The sequence below is a fragment of the Paenarthrobacter sp. PH39-S1 genome, from assembly GCF_030063245.1.
In the GTDB taxonomy this organism is placed as follows: Bacteria; Actinomycetota; Actinomycetes; order Actinomycetales; family Micrococcaceae; genus Arthrobacter_M.
The window spans coordinates 38,672-53,830 of record NZ_JASISR010000018.1 but is presented as its reverse complement, the minus strand read 5'-3'; the positions used below and the strand labels follow the sequence as shown (position 1 = coordinate 53,830).

Genomic DNA, 15,159 nt, shown 5'->3' with positions numbered 1-15,159 from the left:
GAGCACCGAATAGACGAGCACCGAATGCAGGACACCGGACGGGGAGAGGAAGGAGGCGGGATGGCGCACGACGACGAACCCACGCCGCCCACCTCCGCCCGCCACGTACCAGTTTTGAAAGACCGTTGCCTTGACCTGTTGGCCCCCGCTTTTGAACTGGCCATCGCCGCGGGAAAAACCCCGGTGGCAGTCGACGCCACCTTGGGCATGGGCGGCCACAGCGAGGCGATGCTGCAGCGGTTTCCTTCGTTGCACCTGATCGGCATCGACAGGGACACCGAGGCGCTGGCACTGGCCGGGGAACGGCTGGCTCCCTTCGCGGCGCGGACCGATCTGGTCCACGCCGTTTACGACGAAATCGCCAACGTCGCCGCCGATCTCGGCTTCCGGGAAGTTCACGGGGTGCTCATGGACCTCGGCGTTTCCTCACTCCAGCTCGATGAGCGGGAGCGTGGCTTTGCCTATTCCTACGATGCGCCGCTGGACATGCGCATGGACACCAGCCGGGGGCAAACGGCCGCGGACGTGGTGAACACCTACAGCGAAGAAGACCTGTTGCGGGTGATCCGGAAATGGGGCGAAGAGAAATTTGCCGGTCGGATAGCCAGCCGAATCGTCTCTGCCCGAGAAACGAAGCCGTTCGTCAGTACGGGAGAACTGGTCGAACAAATCCGCCAGGTGGTGCCCGCGGGCGCTGCGAGGACGGGCGGCCATCCGGCCAAGCGGACCTTCCAGGCGCTGCGCATCGAAGTTAATGAGGAACTCGACGTGCTTGAAGCGGCGGTCCCGGCAGCCGTCGGTTCGCTGGCCATGCACGGTCGTTGCGTGATCATGTCCTATCACTCGTTGGAAGACAAGATCGTCAAGTCCGTGTTCGCCGCCGGCTCCAAATCATCGGCGCCCGTTGGCTTCCCGGTGGAGCTGGAGGAGCACAAACCGGATCTGAAGATGCTGACGCGGGGCACCGAAGTTCCCACCGCTGCGGAAATTTCCGAAAATCCCCGGGCCGCGTCAGCGCGGCTGCGGGCAGTTGAACGAGTTCGAATCAGGAGAGCAATATGAGCGCATCGGCCCAGGGGAATTTCCAGTCGATCATGGGAAATACGGCCCGTGCACTCACCAGTTTTGCCCCGGACGCGCGGCCGGCGCGCCAGGGCCGATCTCCGCTCTCGCTGGTTGTCAGTGCCCCACGTAAACGCCGGGCACCCTTCGTGGTTTTCTGTTTCCTCGCCTTAGTGGCAGCGTTGGCCACCGTGCTGGTGCTGAACATCTCCGTTTCCAGCGGACAGTACCAGCTCGTGGAGCTTCGCGCAGCGCAGCTGGAACTGCAGAAGACGAACCAGGATCTGACACAGCAGGTCCAAAATGCGCAGGCTCCGCAGAATCTGGTGGCCAAGGCCGCAGAATTGGGAATGGTTACCTCCTCGTCCACGGGGCAGATTAACCTGGATACCATGGCTGTCACGGGTAAGCCCGCGGCGGCTGTCGCCGGGGACAAACCCCTGACGGTGATCGCTCCGCCGGCGGTCACCGGCCAGCAGGAGGAGTCGAAGACGACGGGGGCTGCCGCTGCGCCGGCTGCGTCCGAACCGGTTGCGCCTGGCGGCCCGTCGAAGGCGGGGACGGCGGCGGCGGGGACGGCGGGGACGGCGGCACAGGATCTTAACGGCGGCACCATACCGGCGCCCAAGCAGAAGAACGGCTAGGGCAAACGGACGGCGCACCGGACCGGCAGCAGTGCTGCAAGGGCTAGGTAATAAGGATTGGCAAGTGGCACAAAACACCGGCAGCGACCGCAAAAATACCAGGGCCTCCGGCAGCATCACGCGAAACAGAATCCGGCTTCGGGTGGGGCTGGCATTGGTTCTGGCGCTGCTGCTGATCATTTCCGGAAAGCTGTTTCTGATTCAGGGCCTGGACACCGGATCGATGGCCGAGGCCGCCATCAATCAGCGCACCGTGGTCTCAAAGCTGCCCGCAACGCGGGGCGAAATCGTGGACGCCAACGGCAAGGTGATGGCACAGAGCATCGTCCGGTACAACATCACGGTCTCACCGAAAAACAGCACCGCCGCCGATACCTTTGTCCGCAAGAACTCCGGCACCGGCAACGTCGATACGGTCACCCGGGATGAGGGGATCCAAGAACTGGCGGATGCCCTGAGCCTGAAGGAAGCGGACGTCCGTAAGACGGTCACCGGCAATTCCGACTTCGCCTATGTGTCCAAGGGCGTCACTGCGGCGGTGGAGTCCAAGGTGATGGACCTGCAGCTTCCGGGCATTTATTCCGAGGCAACGAGCGAGCGGACATATCCGCTCGGCGCTGTAGGCGGCAGCATTGTGGGTTTCCTGGGCTCCGACGGCACGCCGCTGGCCGGAATCGAGCAGACGCTGAACTCCAAGCTGCAGGGCGCAGACGGCAGCCGAAAGTACCAGCGCGGGGCCAATGGCATTGTCATTCCCACCGCGCCGGAGGAAAACCAGCCCGCCGTCGACGGCGAGACCGTGAAGCTGACGATCAACAGCGACCTGCAGTACTTCGCGCAGCAGGCTATTTCCGATCAGGTCAAGAAGTTCAGCGCCCAATGGGGCAACATCGTGGTGGTGCAGGCCAAGACCGGCAAAATTGTCGCGATGGCCGAGGACTCCACCGTGGATCCGAACAATCCGGGAGCCACCGACGCGGCCAACCGGGGTGCCCGCTCGGTCACGGCGGCGATAGAACCCGGATCCACCGAAAAGACGGTCACCGCCGCGGCCACCATTCAGGAAGGCAAGGTCAGCCCGCTGTCGCATGTGCTGGTGCCGCCGACCTACACGGTCAACGGGGAGAATTTCGCTGACGCCTTTACCCATGGGACGGAACAGCGCACCTTCGCCGGGATCATCGGGGATTCGATGAACACCGGGACCGTGATGGTCGGTGAGCGGCTGAGCAAACAGCAGCGCTATGACTACCTGCACAACTTCGGCATCGGTCAGGCCACCGGGATCCCGCTGCCGGGTGAAAACGCCGGGATCCTGGCGCAGCCGGACTCGTGGGACGGCCGGCAGGAATTCACGGTGCTCTTCGGTCAGGGTGTCTCGCAGACGCCGCTGCAGACCGCGATGATCTACCAGACGATCGCCAATAACGGCGTTCGGCTTAAGCCGCAGCTGGTGGAGTCCTATATTGATCCGGACGGCACGGAACACAAGGTGGATGGGTCCGCCGGCACCGAGGTTGTCAGCCCGCAGAGCGCGCAGCAGGTCAAAGACATCCTGGAAAGTGTTGTTACCGCCGCGGACGCCAAGGACGTGTCGGTGCCCGGCTACCGGGTGGGCGGCAAGACCGGTACCGCCGAGGCCGTCAGGGACGACGGTGCCGGCTTTGAAGGGTACACGGCTTCCTTTGTCGGCATGGCGCCGATGGAGGACCCGCAGTATGTTGTGCTGGTAACGGTCCAGCGCCCGCAGGGTGACATTTACGGTATTTCCCAGGCCCCCGTGTTCAACTCCGTGATGGGTCAGGTCCTGCACAGCAACAACGTGCCGCCGTCCACCACACACTCTGTGGCTCTGCCGCAGAAATACTGAAGGTTTCGGAGTCGGATAAATGAGCTCACATGAACCGCTGCCAGGCAGCGCCGGGTCCTCCCTGCGGCCCGCCCGGGTGAAGCCGGTGCCGCTTGCGGCGCTGGCGGAGCTCATCGGTGCGCGCGCCCAGGACTTCGGCGGCATTGCGGTGACCGGCGCCAGCGTGGACTCCCGCGCGACTGAACAGGCGGACCTGTATCTGGCTCTGCCCGGAGCCCAGAGGCACGGGGCTGAGTTTGCCGGCCAGGCGCTGGCTGCGGGTGCCACGGCAATTGTGACGGATGACGACGGCGAACGCCGGCTGCGCCTGCTGCCCGGTGGCCCGGGCGTGCCGGTGCTCGTGGTGCCGGAGCCGCGCGCGATCGTTGGAGCGGTGGCGGCGCTCATCTACGGCACAGCGGACCCCGATGCCGCGCCGATGCCGCTGTACGGCGTGACCGGCACCAACGGAAAGACCACCACCACGTATTTCATCAATTCGCTGCTGCAGGCGCTGGGGGGCAGCACCGGACTGATCGGCACCATCGAGATTCTGGCCGGATCCGCGGCGATCCCCAGTCGGCTCACGACGCCGGAATCGACGGATGTGCATGCTCTGCTCGCCCTGATGCGTGAGCGCGGGCTGGACGCGGCGTCGATGGAAGTGTCGTCCCATGCCCTGTCCTTCCACCGGGTGGACGGGGTCGTCTTCGACGTCGCCGGTTTCACGAACCTGACACAGGACCATCTGGATCTGCACGGCACCATGGACGCGTATTTCGCCACGAAGGCGGAACTATTCAGTCCCGACCATGCCCGCGCAGCCGTTATTACCGTCGACGACACCTGGGGCCGGCGCTTGGCGGAATCCTGCCGGATACCTGTCACCACCCTCTCCACTGGCGAAGTTGGCGCTACTGGCGAAGTTGGCGCTCCAGGCGAAGTGGGTACTACAGGCGAGGTGGCCGAAGCGGGCGAAGCGGGCACGACGGCCGAGGTAGGCGCCACGATCGAGGGGGTCGCCACGGGCGTGGCGGCGGCAGCCCATGGGGCCGCCGCTCCCGCCCCGGGCCGCCGGGCCGATCCGACGCACTGGCAGGTCACGGCTGTCCGTCCGCGCGGGCTCGGGAGCTCTTTCGTGCTGCGCAGGGCGGATGGACGCACGCTGAACGTCTCGACCGGGCTGCCCGGTCGGTTCAACGTCGCCAATGCCGCCCTGGCAACGTTGATGGTGCTGCAGTTTCTGGGCCAGACGGGGCCGACGGCGCTTCAGCGGGTGCAAGCCGCCTTGGACAGCCACGATCCGTTCACGGTGCAGGTGCCGGGCCGGATGCAGCTGGTGGGAAAATCGCCCGCGGCCATTGTGGATTTCGCGCACAATCCGGACGCCCTTAAGCGCGCCCTGCTGGCCGTGCGTTCGTCCGAACCTGGCTCGCGCGTGATCGTGGTCTTTGGCGCCACGGGGCAGCGAGATGCCGGCAAGCGCCCGAAGATGGGTGAAGTGGTGGCCCAGCTCGCGGATGTTGTGATTATCACTGATGATGACCCGCACGATGAGGACGAGGCATCCATCCGCCGGGATCTTCTGGCCGGCGCCCGCCAGGCAAATGCGGAGCGGTCGCTGGGACGGGAGATCCTGGAGGTTTTTCCCCGCGCTGACGCCATTTTTCGGGCCGTGGAACTGGCCCGTCCGCAGGACACAATCCTGGTGGCCGGACGCGGTCATGAGGTCTGGCAGGAGGTCAAGGGGATCAACCTTGCCCTTGATGACAGAGTCGAACTCCGCCACGCCCTCCGCCGCTTCGGATTCACTCCCGAGCCCGTTCCCGGGATAGAGTCCTAGATCGAGATGATTGAACTGACAGCGGCACAGCTGGCCGCGCTAACCCACGGCCGCCTTACGTCCACCGCAGACCCAAAGCAGATGATCGGCCTTGGCCACATCGTCACCGATTCGCGGGCGGCGTTCCCCGGGTCCTTGTACGTTGCCAAACCGGGCGAATCCGCCGACGGACACGGCTTCATTTCCGCCGCCGTTGCGGCCGGCGCGGTTCTGATGCTGGCCGAGCGGGAGATCCTGGATCCGGCCGGGCGCAGCTATCCGGCGGTGATCGTCCCGGACGCCGTGCTGGCGCTGGGGGCGCTGGCGGCCGAGGCGGTGCGGCTGATCCGCGCGGCCGGGACGCTGACGGTTGTCGGCATTACAGGTTCGGCGGGGAAAACCACTACCAAGGATCTGCTGGCGGGCATTTTGTCCCGGCTCGGTCCTACCGTGGCCCCGCAGGGCTCCTACAACGGCGAGATAGGCGTTCCGTTGACGGTCTTCATGGCCGACGAATCCACCCGGTACTTGATCATCGAAATGGGTGCCACCGGCATCGGCCACATCAGGTATCTTGCCTCCCTGGTGAAGCCGGACATCGGCGTCGTGCTGGGCGTCGGCACCGCGCACGCGGGCGAATTCGGCTCGGTGGAAAACACGGCCAAGGCCAAGGGCGAGTTGGTGGAAGCGCTCTCTTCCGACGGAACCGCCGTGCTGAACCGCGATGACGTCCGGGTCAGCGCCATGGCTGGGCGCACACCGGCCCGGATCGTCTTTTTTGGAGTCGGCAGCCCGGATACGGCCGGCGGCCACCCAATGGTACGGGCCTCGGAGGCCACGACCAATGCGCAGGGCCATCCCGAATTCATCCTGCACTTCACTGACGGCGCCGCGGGAGGCGGTGGCACTAACGATGGTGCTGTTGGCGAAAGTGCTGCTGACTGTGGTGCTGCTGACGAGGGCGGTGCAGCCGCGGACACCGCCGGAAGGCCGGTCACGAGCGGACTGCTCGGGCTGCACCAAGTCACCAATTTGTTGGCCGCGGCCGCTGCCGCACGCGTTGCGGGTGCTTCGGCGGATCTCATTGCCGAGGCGCTGAACGGACAGAAGGCCCAAAGCCGCTGGCGGATGGAACGTACCGTCCGACCGGACGGCGTGACCGTCATCAACGATGCCTACAACGCCAATCCGGAGTCCATGCGGGCGGCGCTGCGCACCCTGGCCGAGCTGGGGCGCGGCGACGGCGGCGCGGAACACCGCACCTGGGCCGTGCTCGGCGCCATGCTGGAACTTGGCGCGGACTCGATCCACGAACACGATGCGATCGGACGCGTAGCGGTCCGATTGAACATCTCCCGGCTGGTGGTGGTGGGACAAGCAGCCCGCGCCATGCACGTCGCGGCGGTGATGGAGGGCTCGTGGGGGGACGAATCCGTATTCGTTGAAGATGCCGACGCGGCCTACGCGCTGCTGCGCCGGGAATTGAGCCCGGGGGACATCGTGCTCTTCAAATCCTCCAATGGCGCCGGACTGCGGTTTCTGGGCGATCGGATAGCATTACCAACTGACGGCACCGAGGGCGAAGGGACACGGAACCAATGATCGGACTGCTCATGGGCGCCGGCCTGGGCCTGGCCCTGGCCATGGTGGGAACGCCGCTCTTCATCAAGCTGCTGGTGAATAAGGGATACGGCCAGTTCATCCGCGATGACGGACCTACCTCGCACCACACCAAACGGGGCACGCCCACCATGGGTGGCGCCGTCGTCGTCGGCTCGGTGGTGTTCGCCTACCTGGTCACGCACCTGGTGCTCTGGATGCTTGACCCTCGTTCGGCTGGTCCGAGCGTATCCGGCTGGCTCATGCTTTTCTTGATGGTCGGCATGGGGCTGGTGGGCTTCCTGGATGACTTCATCAAGATTTCCAAACAGCGCAGCCTGGGGCTCGATGCCAAAGCAAAACTCATTCTGCAGGCGGCCGTGGGCGTGACGTTCGCCGTGCTGGCACTGAACTTCCCCAATGATCTGGGGCTGACGCCCGCCACCACCAAAATCTCCTTTGCCCGTGACATTCCGGGCCTGGATCTGGCGTTCGCAGGTGCCGGCGTCGGGGTAATCCTGTTCATTATCTGGTCCAATCTGATTGTCACCGCGGCCACGAACGGGGTGAACCTCACCGACGGCCTCGACGGTCTGGCGGCCGGTGCCTCGGTGATGGTCTTCGGCGCCTACACGCTGATGGGGATCTGGCAGGGCAACCAGGGGTGCGGTTCGCCGCGGGCGGTCTCCAGCACCATCTGCTACAGCGTTCGGGATCCGCTGGACCTGGCACTGCTGTCGGTCATCATCTTCGGGGCGCTGATCGGCTTCCTGTGGTGGAACACATCACCGGCCAAAATCTTCATGGGGGACACCGGCTCGCTGGCCATCGGTGGGGCCATAGCCGGCTTCGCCATCCTCTCGCGGACCGAAATCCTGCTGGCCATCATCGGCGGCCTGTTCGTGCTGATCACGGTCTCCGTCATCATTCAGGTGGGCTACTTCAAGCTCAGCGGCGGCAAACGTGTGTTCAAGATGGCACCGCTGCAGCATCACTTCGAGCTCAAGGGCTGGGCCGAGGTCACCGTCGTGGTCCGTTTCTGGATCCTCTGCGGGCTGATGGTGGCCGTGGGCCTGGGCGCCTTTTATGCCGAATGGATTGTCCAATTGTGAGCCGGTCAATTAACCCCAGCGGCGATGTCCCCAAGGCTGATGTCCCCAAGGCTGATCCGGACCGCCTGGCCGCGCTGACCAGCTGGGACGCGGACTGGTCCGGACTGCGCGTGGTGGTCACCGGCATCACGAAGACCGGTTTTTCCGCAGCGGACACGCTCGCCGAACTGGGCGCGCGGGTCGTGGTGGTCGCGGCGTCCGACGACGGCGAAGCCCGCCGGAACGCCGATACCCTGCGGATCGTCGGGGTCGCCGATGTTCTGCTGGGTGAGGAGACGTCAACCCGCCTGCCGCAGGTGGACGGCGAGCAGGCTGAGCTCGTTGTCACCACGCCGGGAATGCGCCCGTCTCATCCGCTGCTGGTCGCCGCGGCGGCCGCCGGGATCCCCGTCTGGGGGGACATCGAGCTGGCCTGGCGGGTCCGAATCCGCGCCGGGCGGAAGACGGCCGACTGGATCACGATCACCGGCACCAATGGCAAAACCACCACCACCACCATGGTGGAGCTCATGCTCCAGGCCGGCGGACTGCGGGCCATCGCCGCAGGGAACATCGGCACGCCGATACTGGACGCCGTCCGCGAACCGGAGGGCTATGACGTCCTGGCCGTGGAGCTCTCCACCTTTCAGCTGCACTGGATCCATACCGTCTCCCCGGCGGCCAGCGTCTGCCTGAACCTGGCTGAGGACCATGTGGACTGGCACGGATCCTTTGCGGCCTATGCGGCGGATAAGGCGAAAATATACGCGAACACCCGGCTCGCCTGTGTCTACAACGCGGAGCAGGACGAGACGGAGCGGATGGTGGAAGCGGCCGACGTCGTCGAGGGCTGCCGCGCGATCGGCTTCACCACCGGTATACCCGCCATCAGCATGGTCGGCGTCGTCGACGGACTGCTGGTGGACCGCGCCTTCATCGCCGAACGCAAGCATTCCGCCGTCGAACTGGCCAAGGTCTCGGACATCGCGGAACTGGTGCCGCGGCACCTGGTGGCCAACGCACTCGCCGCCGCCGCGCTGGTCCGCGCCTACGGTCTCGAACCGGGCGCCATCCGGGACGGCCTGCACAGGTACGAGAGCGGAGAGCACCGCATCCAGCCGGTGGCCAGCGTCAACGGCGTGCTCTGGGTCAACGATTCCAAAGCCACCAACGCGCACGCGGCGGCGGCGTCCCTGTCGGCGTTCGATTCGGTGATCTGGATTGCCGGTGGGCTCTCCAAAGGCGTTAACTACGACGAGCTGATCCGCAGGCATGGCCACCGTCTCAAAGCCGTGATCCTGATTGGGGCGGACACTAGCGCACTGAGCGGTTCGCTGCGGCGACACGCGCCGGATGTGCCCGTGATCGAGACACGAACGGGCCAGACTGGAAATGTACAGACTGGAAAGGTACAGACTGGAAATGTACAGACGGCAGGAGACACTCAGCCTCCGGACACACAACCAGGTCGGGGAGGGCCGCCGCTTTCCGGCGAGACCGTGATGGCCCGGGCGGTGGCCTCTGCCGCCTCAATAGCCCTGCGGGGCGATACGGTGCTGATGGCTCCGGCCTCGGCATCGATGGATCAGTTCGCTTCCTACGCCCAGCGCGGGGAGGCGTTTATCAGCGCCGTCCGCGGGCTCGTGGAAGGGCAGGCGAAGGCCGGCAAGGAGTTTTAATGGTCAGCACGCCCGCTCGGCCGGCCCCCAAGGGCCGGGCCGGAGTTACCCCGAAGGGCCCGGCCGCCGGCGCCGCGCCACATGAAAGGTCCGCCGGCGCCAAGGTGCACGGCAGATCCGCCGGGGCCAACCCGTACGATAGGTCGACCGGCGCCCGCAGGACCGGTCCGATTGCCGCAGGACGCGCCGCAGGCAGCCATCCGGTGACATCGGTTTCCCGGGTCAGTAGGTTTTTCCGGGAGTTCTGGCCCAGGATCGAAGGCAGCAACCGGCCCAGCAATGGTTCCAGCTACTACCTCATCTTGGGTGCCACGCTCGCGCTGACCTGCATTGGCCTGCTGATGGTGCTCTCGGCCTCCGCCGCGGAATCCATTTCGCAGAATGTGCCCGCCTATGACCTCTTCCTGAAAGAGAGCATGTACGCCGGCATCGGCGTGATAGCGATGCTCATATTGTCCCGGCTGAGCATCGGCCGTCTGAAGAAACTGGCATGGCCGGCCGTCGGGCTGTCCCTTGTGCTGCTGGCGTTGGTGTTCAGTCCGATCGGAAAAGCGGTCGGCGGTAACCGCAACTGGATTGAAATCGGTGGCTTCAGCGCCCAGCCGTCTGAAGCGGCGAAGCTGGCTCTGTCGCTCTGGATGGCGGCCGTCCTCGCCCGCAAGGAACCGTTGCTGACGCAGGGGAAGCACATGGCCATCCCCGTGATCCCCGTCGCCGGTCTCGCGATCGGTCTGGTCCTGCTCGGCCACGACCTTGGCACGGCCGTGATTATGATGGGGATCGTTGCTGCCGGGCTCTACTTTGCCGGTGCCCGTGCACGCGTCTTCGTTCCGGCGGCCGTCATTGGCGCAATCGCCGCGGTGGTGATGGCGCTGACCAGCGGCAACAGGATCTCCCGGCTCTCCGGCTGGCAGGGTAACTGCAGCGACGGTAATGACCTCTGCTTCCAGGCGCAAAACGGCATCTATGCCTTGGCCTCGGGTGGATGGTGGGGTGTCGGGCTGGGCCAGAGCCGGCAGAAATGGAACTGGATCCCGGAGGCGCACAACGACTTTATCTTCGCCATTATCGGTGAGGAACTGGGCCTGCTGGGAACAATGGTGCTCGTTGTGCTGTACGGCATCATCGCACTGGCCATCTTCCGCGTTATCGTCCGCCACAACGACCCGTTCATCCGCATTGTGTGCGGCTGCATCATGACCTGGATCATCGGCCAGGCCTTCGTCAACATCGCCATGGTCACCGGGCTGCTTCCGGTAATCGGCGTCCCCCTTCCGCTGATCTCCTACGGCGGCACGGCGCTGACACTGGTCCTGGCGGCCATCGGCGTCGTCTTGTCTTTTGCCCGCACTCATCCGGAAAGAGAAAAAGCTCCATCATGACTATTCCCGTTCGCCCGTCCGGCCCCGGCCGCACATCAGGCCCGCTATCCGTGGTGCTGGCCGGCGGCGGCTCGGCGGGGCACATTAGCCCTCTGCTGGCCATCGCCGCTGCCCTCCGCGCGGCCGATCCGGCGATCCGGCTGCTGGCCGTGGGAACGGCGGACGGGATGGAAAACAGGTTGGTCCCGGCGGCCGGGCTTGAGCTCACCGTCATCGATCGTGTCCCGCTGCCGCGGAAGCCGTCCGCTGAGCTGCTCAGGCTGCCCGGCCGGCTGCTACGGGCAGTGCGGCAGTCCGCGCAGATCCTGGAGCGGGCCAATGCCACGGTCCTGGTGGGGGTCGGCGGATACGTCTGCAGCCCCATGTACCTGGCCGCCCGCCGGCGCGGCATCCCGATCGTCATTCATGAGGCCAACAGCAAGGCAGGGCTGGCCAACCGGCTCGGGGCCCGTTTCACGGAGTTCGTCGGCACCGCGTTCGCGCAGACCAAAATCAGGCGCGGCCAGCTGGTGGGCATGCCCATGCGGACCCAAATCTCCGCACTCGACCGCAGTGCTGCCCGGCAGACGGCCAGGGAAGCATTGGGACTGGACCCGGCGCTGGCGACGCTGATCGTCACGGGCGGATCACTCGGGGCACAGCGGATCAATGAGACCGTCGCGCGGTCGCTGCCGGCGCTGCTCGCCGCCGGTGTTCAGGTGCTGCACATCACCGGGCGGGGCAAGAAAGTTATGGCCGCCGACGGTACCCAACTTGCGGGGGAGCGGTACCGGCAGGTGGAATACGTCGACGCGATGGAACAGGCCTATGCTGCTGCCGATCTGTTGCTCTGCCGCGCCGGATCCGGCACGGTGTCCGAAGTCGCCGCGGTGGGGTTGCCGGCGGTGTTCGTTCCGCTTCCGGTCGGCAACGGCGAGCAGGCGCTCAACGCTGCCCCGCTGGTTTCCGCCGGCGGGGCACTGCTGGTCCGGGATGCCGATTTCAATCCGGAGTGGCTGCAGCGGGAAATTCTGCCGCTGCTGGCGGACCAGCGGCGGCTCGAACATATGGGCTTGCAGGCCCGGCGGTTGGGCATCCGCGATGCGGACGACCGGATGGCAGAGATGGTTAAGAAGGCGGCAGGACGATGACGGCAGCCTCAGTCAACATAGGCAGCGGAACCGACAACAGCGACAGTGTCAGCAGTGTTGCCCCCGGCAGCGCGGGCAGCCCCGGCAGCGCCGGCAGCCCCGGCAGCGCCGGCAGCCCCGGGACCGCCGCGGACGATGCGCTCACGACGCTGGGCCGCGTCCACTTCATCGGCATCGGCGGTGCCGGGATGTCAGCCATCGCGCGGATCATGCTGGCCCGCGGCGTTACGGTCAGTGGCTCCGATGCGATCGCCTCCACCGCGCTGGCTGACTTAGCGGCCCTCGGTGCCCGGGTGCACGTCGGGCAGGACAGCGGTTCCATCGGTGCAGTTGACACGGTCGTCGTGTCGTCCGCGATCCGCGGGTCCAACCCGGAACTTGCCGCCGCCCGGGCCGCCGGACTCCGCGTGCTGCACCGCTCCGAAGCCCTGGCCGCCGTCATGCAGGGCCACACCGTGGTGGCGGTGGCCGGGACCCACGGCAAAACGACCACCACCGCGATGATTGCCGTGCTGTTGCGCGGAGTCGGTCTGGACCCATCGTTTGCCATCGGCGGTACCGTCCCGGCGCTGGGCGTCAATGCAGCACACGGCACATCGGGCATCTTTGTCGCCGAGGCGGACGAGTCGGACGGCTCCTTCCTGAACTACCGGCCGACGATCGCCGTCGTCACCAACGCCGAGCCGGACCACCTGGACCACTACGGCAGCGCCGAGGCGGTCCACCGTGCCTTTGCCGATTTTGCCGCGCTGCTGCCGCCGGACGGGCTGCTGATCGCCTGCTCGGACGACGACGGCTCCCGGACGCTGGCGCAGCAGTCACGGGCCGCCGGAACGCGGGTGCTGCTCTACGGTCACGGCGGGACGGCGGATCTGCGGATTTCCAAGGAGATGGTCAGCCGCGGTACCGGCACCCACGGCACGGTCACGGTGCGCCGACAGGGGCAGCTGTTGGAGCTGCCGCTGGCCCTGCAGGTCCCCGGCGTTCATAACGTGCGCAATGCCGTGGCCGCCTTGGCCGTGGCGTTGGAACTCGGCGTGGATCCGGCGGTGGCGGTGGCCGCGCTGGGGACCTTCTCCGGTGCCGCCCGGCGCTTTGAAGCCAAAGGGGAAGCGGCAGGGGTCCGCGTGTTCGACGACTACGCCCATCACCCGACGGAGGTTGACGCGGCCCTGGCCGCGGCCCGGGCCGTGGCGGGTGAGCACCAAGTTCACGTGCTCTTCCAGCCCCACCTTTATTCCCGCACCCGGGAGTTCGCCGCCGCGTTCAGCCGTGCGCTCTCAAGCGCGGACACCGTGGCGGTGCTGGACATCTATCCAGCCCGCGAAGATCCCATTCCCGGCGTCAGCAGCGAATTGATCACCGTGGGTCTGGACCGGCCCGGGGGACATTTTCCGGACGCGCAGGCCGCCGTCGCCGTCCTCACGGCGGCCGCGGCACCCGGCGACATCATCCTCACCATCGGCGCCGGCGACGTGACCCGATACGGGGCCGCCCTGGTCGCTGCCCTCGACGGCAAAACGGCCCCCGGGCGCAGCGGCTTGCCGACCCAGAACGCGTCGGACAGGGCGGACGGCACGCATGACGGGTAAACGCAAGCCTCCGGTGATCCGCACAGACCCGGCTAAGCCGGGTCCCGGCTTTCGCACGCGTTCCGACGTGCGGTCCGCGGCGGCGGATGACGGTCCGGCGCCGCACTCCGGCAAAGTCACCGCGTCAAAGATCGGCACCGCAAAAAACGCTGTCCCCGACGACGCTGCGCTGGACCACCATGCGGACTCCACCCTCGATGACGGGGGCATGGAACGCGGCACTCCGGCAGGCGTGGGCCGGGAAGGCGGCACTGTGGCAGACGGGCGCCCGGGGGACGTGGGCCGGGAAGGCGGCGCCCTGGCAGCCGCAGGCCGGGAAGTCGGTGCTTTTATCGCGACTGCTTCAACTGCCGCGCCTGCTTCAACTGCCAGGGCGGGTTCCGCCAAGGTTTCCGTCCTCGCGCTGCACGCGGCGCCGGGCGCGCCGGAGCCGCTCACTGCAAGACTGGACAGCCCAGGGTCGGACGATGTGGAATCGGGTCCGTCAGCTGTAAAAGGTCCGTCGGCCACGGTCCTTGCCTTTCCGGCGCCGCCGCGGAGGCGCCGCCGGCGCAATCTCTGGATCGCCGTCGTCGGCATTGCCGTTGTCGTCGCTGCCGTGCTTGCCATCGCGATGTTCTCTCCGCTGCTGGCGCTGAAGACCATCACGGTCGACGGCAACAAGCTGGCCACGACCGGGGTCATTCAGGCAGCGCTGGCGCCGCTGAAAGACAAGCCGCTGCCGCAGATCGACCAAGCCCAAGTGGAACATCTTCTGGCGCCGCTTCAACAGGTCCGTTCCGTGTCCGTGGAAGCGAGGCCGCCGTCGTCCCTGCTGGTGCATGTGCTGGAACGTGAGCCGGTCGCGCTGCTCAAAACGGACCAGCAGTACATTATGGTTGACCCGGACGGCATACAGTTGGGCGGGACGGCGGATCCTGCCGCCGTGGCGCTGCCGCTGATCGACGGCGGCACCGCGGTCATCGGCAAGGAGACCTTCAAGGCCATGGCCGGGGTGCTGGCTGCACTGCCGCAGACTGTGCTCGCTAAACTGGAGCATGCATCGGCTGCCTCGCCGGACGCCGTCGAACTGACGCTCAACGATGGAAAGACGATAATCTGGGGCAACGCCAGCGAGAAGGAGCTCAAGGCGAAGGTCCTGGAAGCGCTGCTGAATGCCCCCGCTCCGACGGCGGCGGTAGGAAAGCCTGCCCCGGCGGCGGTACAGGTTTACGACGTCAGCACGCCGCGGCACCCGGTGACGAGATAATTTTCACCGATTAATCCGACACGCCCACGGCGGTAATTGCATGCTGAAGCGATGCCCAAT

At 66.3% G+C, this 15,159-nt stretch carries 11 protein-coding genes; all 11 read left to right on the top strand.

From position 1 onward, the window contains the following. Positions 1-60: 60 nt before the first annotated feature. The 11 genes from rsmH (at position 61) to QMG52_RS12795 (ending at position 15,099) form a co-directional block, all read left to right on the top strand. The gene (rsmH, locus tag QMG52_RS12845) at positions 61-1,062 is read left to right on the top strand and encodes a 16S rRNA (cytosine(1402)-N(4))-methyltransferase RsmH (protein ID WP_283560792.1); all 1,002 of its coding nucleotides are present in this window, start codon (positions 61-63) and stop codon (positions 1,060-1,062) included. Next, a complete protein-coding gene (gene ftsL, locus QMG52_RS12840; RefSeq protein ID WP_283560791.1) occupies positions 1,059-1,706 on the top strand; it encodes a cell division protein FtsL in 648 nt (215 codons plus the stop codon). Before rsmH ends, ftsL begins: the two co-directional genes overlap by 4 nt. Positions 1,707-1,770: 64 nt before the next feature. Further along, positions 1,771-3,576 (top strand): peptidoglycan D,D-transpeptidase FtsI family protein, encoded by a 1,806-nt coding sequence (locus QMG52_RS12835; RefSeq protein WP_283560790.1) that lies wholly within the window; start codon positions 1,771-1,773, stop codon positions 3,574-3,576. Between the two features lie 19 nt (positions 3,577-3,595). Further along, a complete protein-coding gene (locus tag QMG52_RS12830) occupies positions 3,596-5,398 on the top strand; it encodes a Mur ligase family protein (RefSeq protein ID WP_283560789.1) in 1,803 nt (600 codons plus the stop codon). Between the two features lie 6 nt (positions 5,399-5,404). Further along, the gene (locus QMG52_RS12825; protein WP_283560788.1) at positions 5,405-6,979 is read left to right on the top strand and encodes a UDP-N-acetylmuramoyl-tripeptide--D-alanyl-D-alanine ligase; all 1,575 of its coding nucleotides are present in this window, start codon (positions 5,405-5,407) and stop codon (positions 6,977-6,979) included. Beyond that, positions 6,976-8,088, top strand: coding sequence for a phospho-N-acetylmuramoyl-pentapeptide-transferase (mraY, locus tag QMG52_RS12820; protein ID WP_283560787.1), 1,113 nt, complete (start codon positions 6,976-6,978; stop codon positions 8,086-8,088). The genes QMG52_RS12825 and mraY overlap by 4 nt, the downstream gene beginning before the upstream one ends. 8 nt (positions 8,089-8,096) lie before the next feature. Further along, entirely contained in the window at positions 8,097-9,746 is a 1,650-nt protein-coding gene (gene murD, locus QMG52_RS12815; protein ID WP_502920522.1) for a UDP-N-acetylmuramoyl-L-alanine--D-glutamate ligase, read from the top strand. Further along, positions 9,746-11,128 (top strand): putative lipid II flippase FtsW, encoded by a 1,383-nt coding sequence (gene ftsW, locus QMG52_RS12810; protein ID WP_283560785.1) that lies wholly within the window; start codon positions 9,746-9,748, stop codon positions 11,126-11,128. Before murD ends, ftsW begins: the two co-directional genes overlap by 1 nt. Next, positions 11,125-12,258 carry an undecaprenyldiphospho-muramoylpentapeptide beta-N-acetylglucosaminyltransferase gene (gene murG, locus QMG52_RS12805; RefSeq protein WP_283560784.1) on the top strand — a complete coding sequence of 378 codons (1,134 nt, stop codon included), beginning with the start codon at positions 11,125-11,127 and terminating at the stop codon, positions 12,256-12,258. Before ftsW ends, murG begins: the two co-directional genes overlap by 4 nt. Before the next feature lie 188 nt (positions 12,259-12,446). Continuing rightward, the gene (gene murC, locus QMG52_RS12800; protein WP_283560829.1) at positions 12,447-13,850 is read left to right on the top strand and encodes a UDP-N-acetylmuramate--L-alanine ligase; all 1,404 of its coding nucleotides are present in this window, start codon (positions 12,447-12,449) and stop codon (positions 13,848-13,850) included. Beyond that, positions 13,840-15,099 (top strand): cell division protein FtsQ/DivIB, encoded by a 1,260-nt coding sequence (locus tag QMG52_RS12795; RefSeq protein WP_283560783.1) that lies wholly within the window; start codon positions 13,840-13,842, stop codon positions 15,097-15,099. Before murC ends, QMG52_RS12795 begins: the two co-directional genes overlap by 11 nt. Positions 15,100-15,159: the final 60 nt, after the last annotated feature.

What these genes read in the sequence shown, in the direction of transcription:
- rsmH (WP_283560792.1), top strand. Translation starts at nt 61, where the DNA reads ATGGCGCACGACGACGAACCCACGCCGCCCACCTCCGCCCGCCACGTA.
- ftsL (WP_283560791.1), top strand. Translation starts at nt 1,059, where the DNA reads ATGAGCGCATCGGCCCAGGGGAATTTCCAGTCGATCATGGGAAATACG.
- QMG52_RS12830 (WP_283560789.1), top strand. Translation starts at nt 3,596, where the DNA reads ATGAGCTCACATGAACCGCTGCCAGGCAGCGCCGGGTCCTCCCTGCGG.
- QMG52_RS12825 (WP_283560788.1), top strand. Translation starts at nt 5,405, where the DNA reads ATGATTGAACTGACAGCGGCACAGCTGGCCGCGCTAACCCACGGCCGC.
- mraY (WP_283560787.1), top strand. Translation starts at nt 6,976, where the DNA reads ATGATCGGACTGCTCATGGGCGCCGGCCTGGGCCTGGCCCTGGCCATG.
- ftsW (WP_283560785.1), top strand. Translation starts at nt 9,746, where the DNA reads ATGGTCAGCACGCCCGCTCGGCCGGCCCCCAAGGGCCGGGCCGGAGTT.
- murG (WP_283560784.1), top strand. Translation starts at nt 11,125, where the DNA reads ATGACTATTCCCGTTCGCCCGTCCGGCCCCGGCCGCACATCAGGCCCG.
- murC (WP_283560829.1), top strand. Translation starts at nt 12,447, where the DNA reads ATGTCAGCCATCGCGCGGATCATGCTGGCCCGCGGCGTTACGGTCAGT.
- QMG52_RS12795 (WP_283560783.1), top strand. Translation starts at nt 13,840, where the DNA reads ATGACGGGTAAACGCAAGCCTCCGGTGATCCGCACAGACCCGGCTAAG.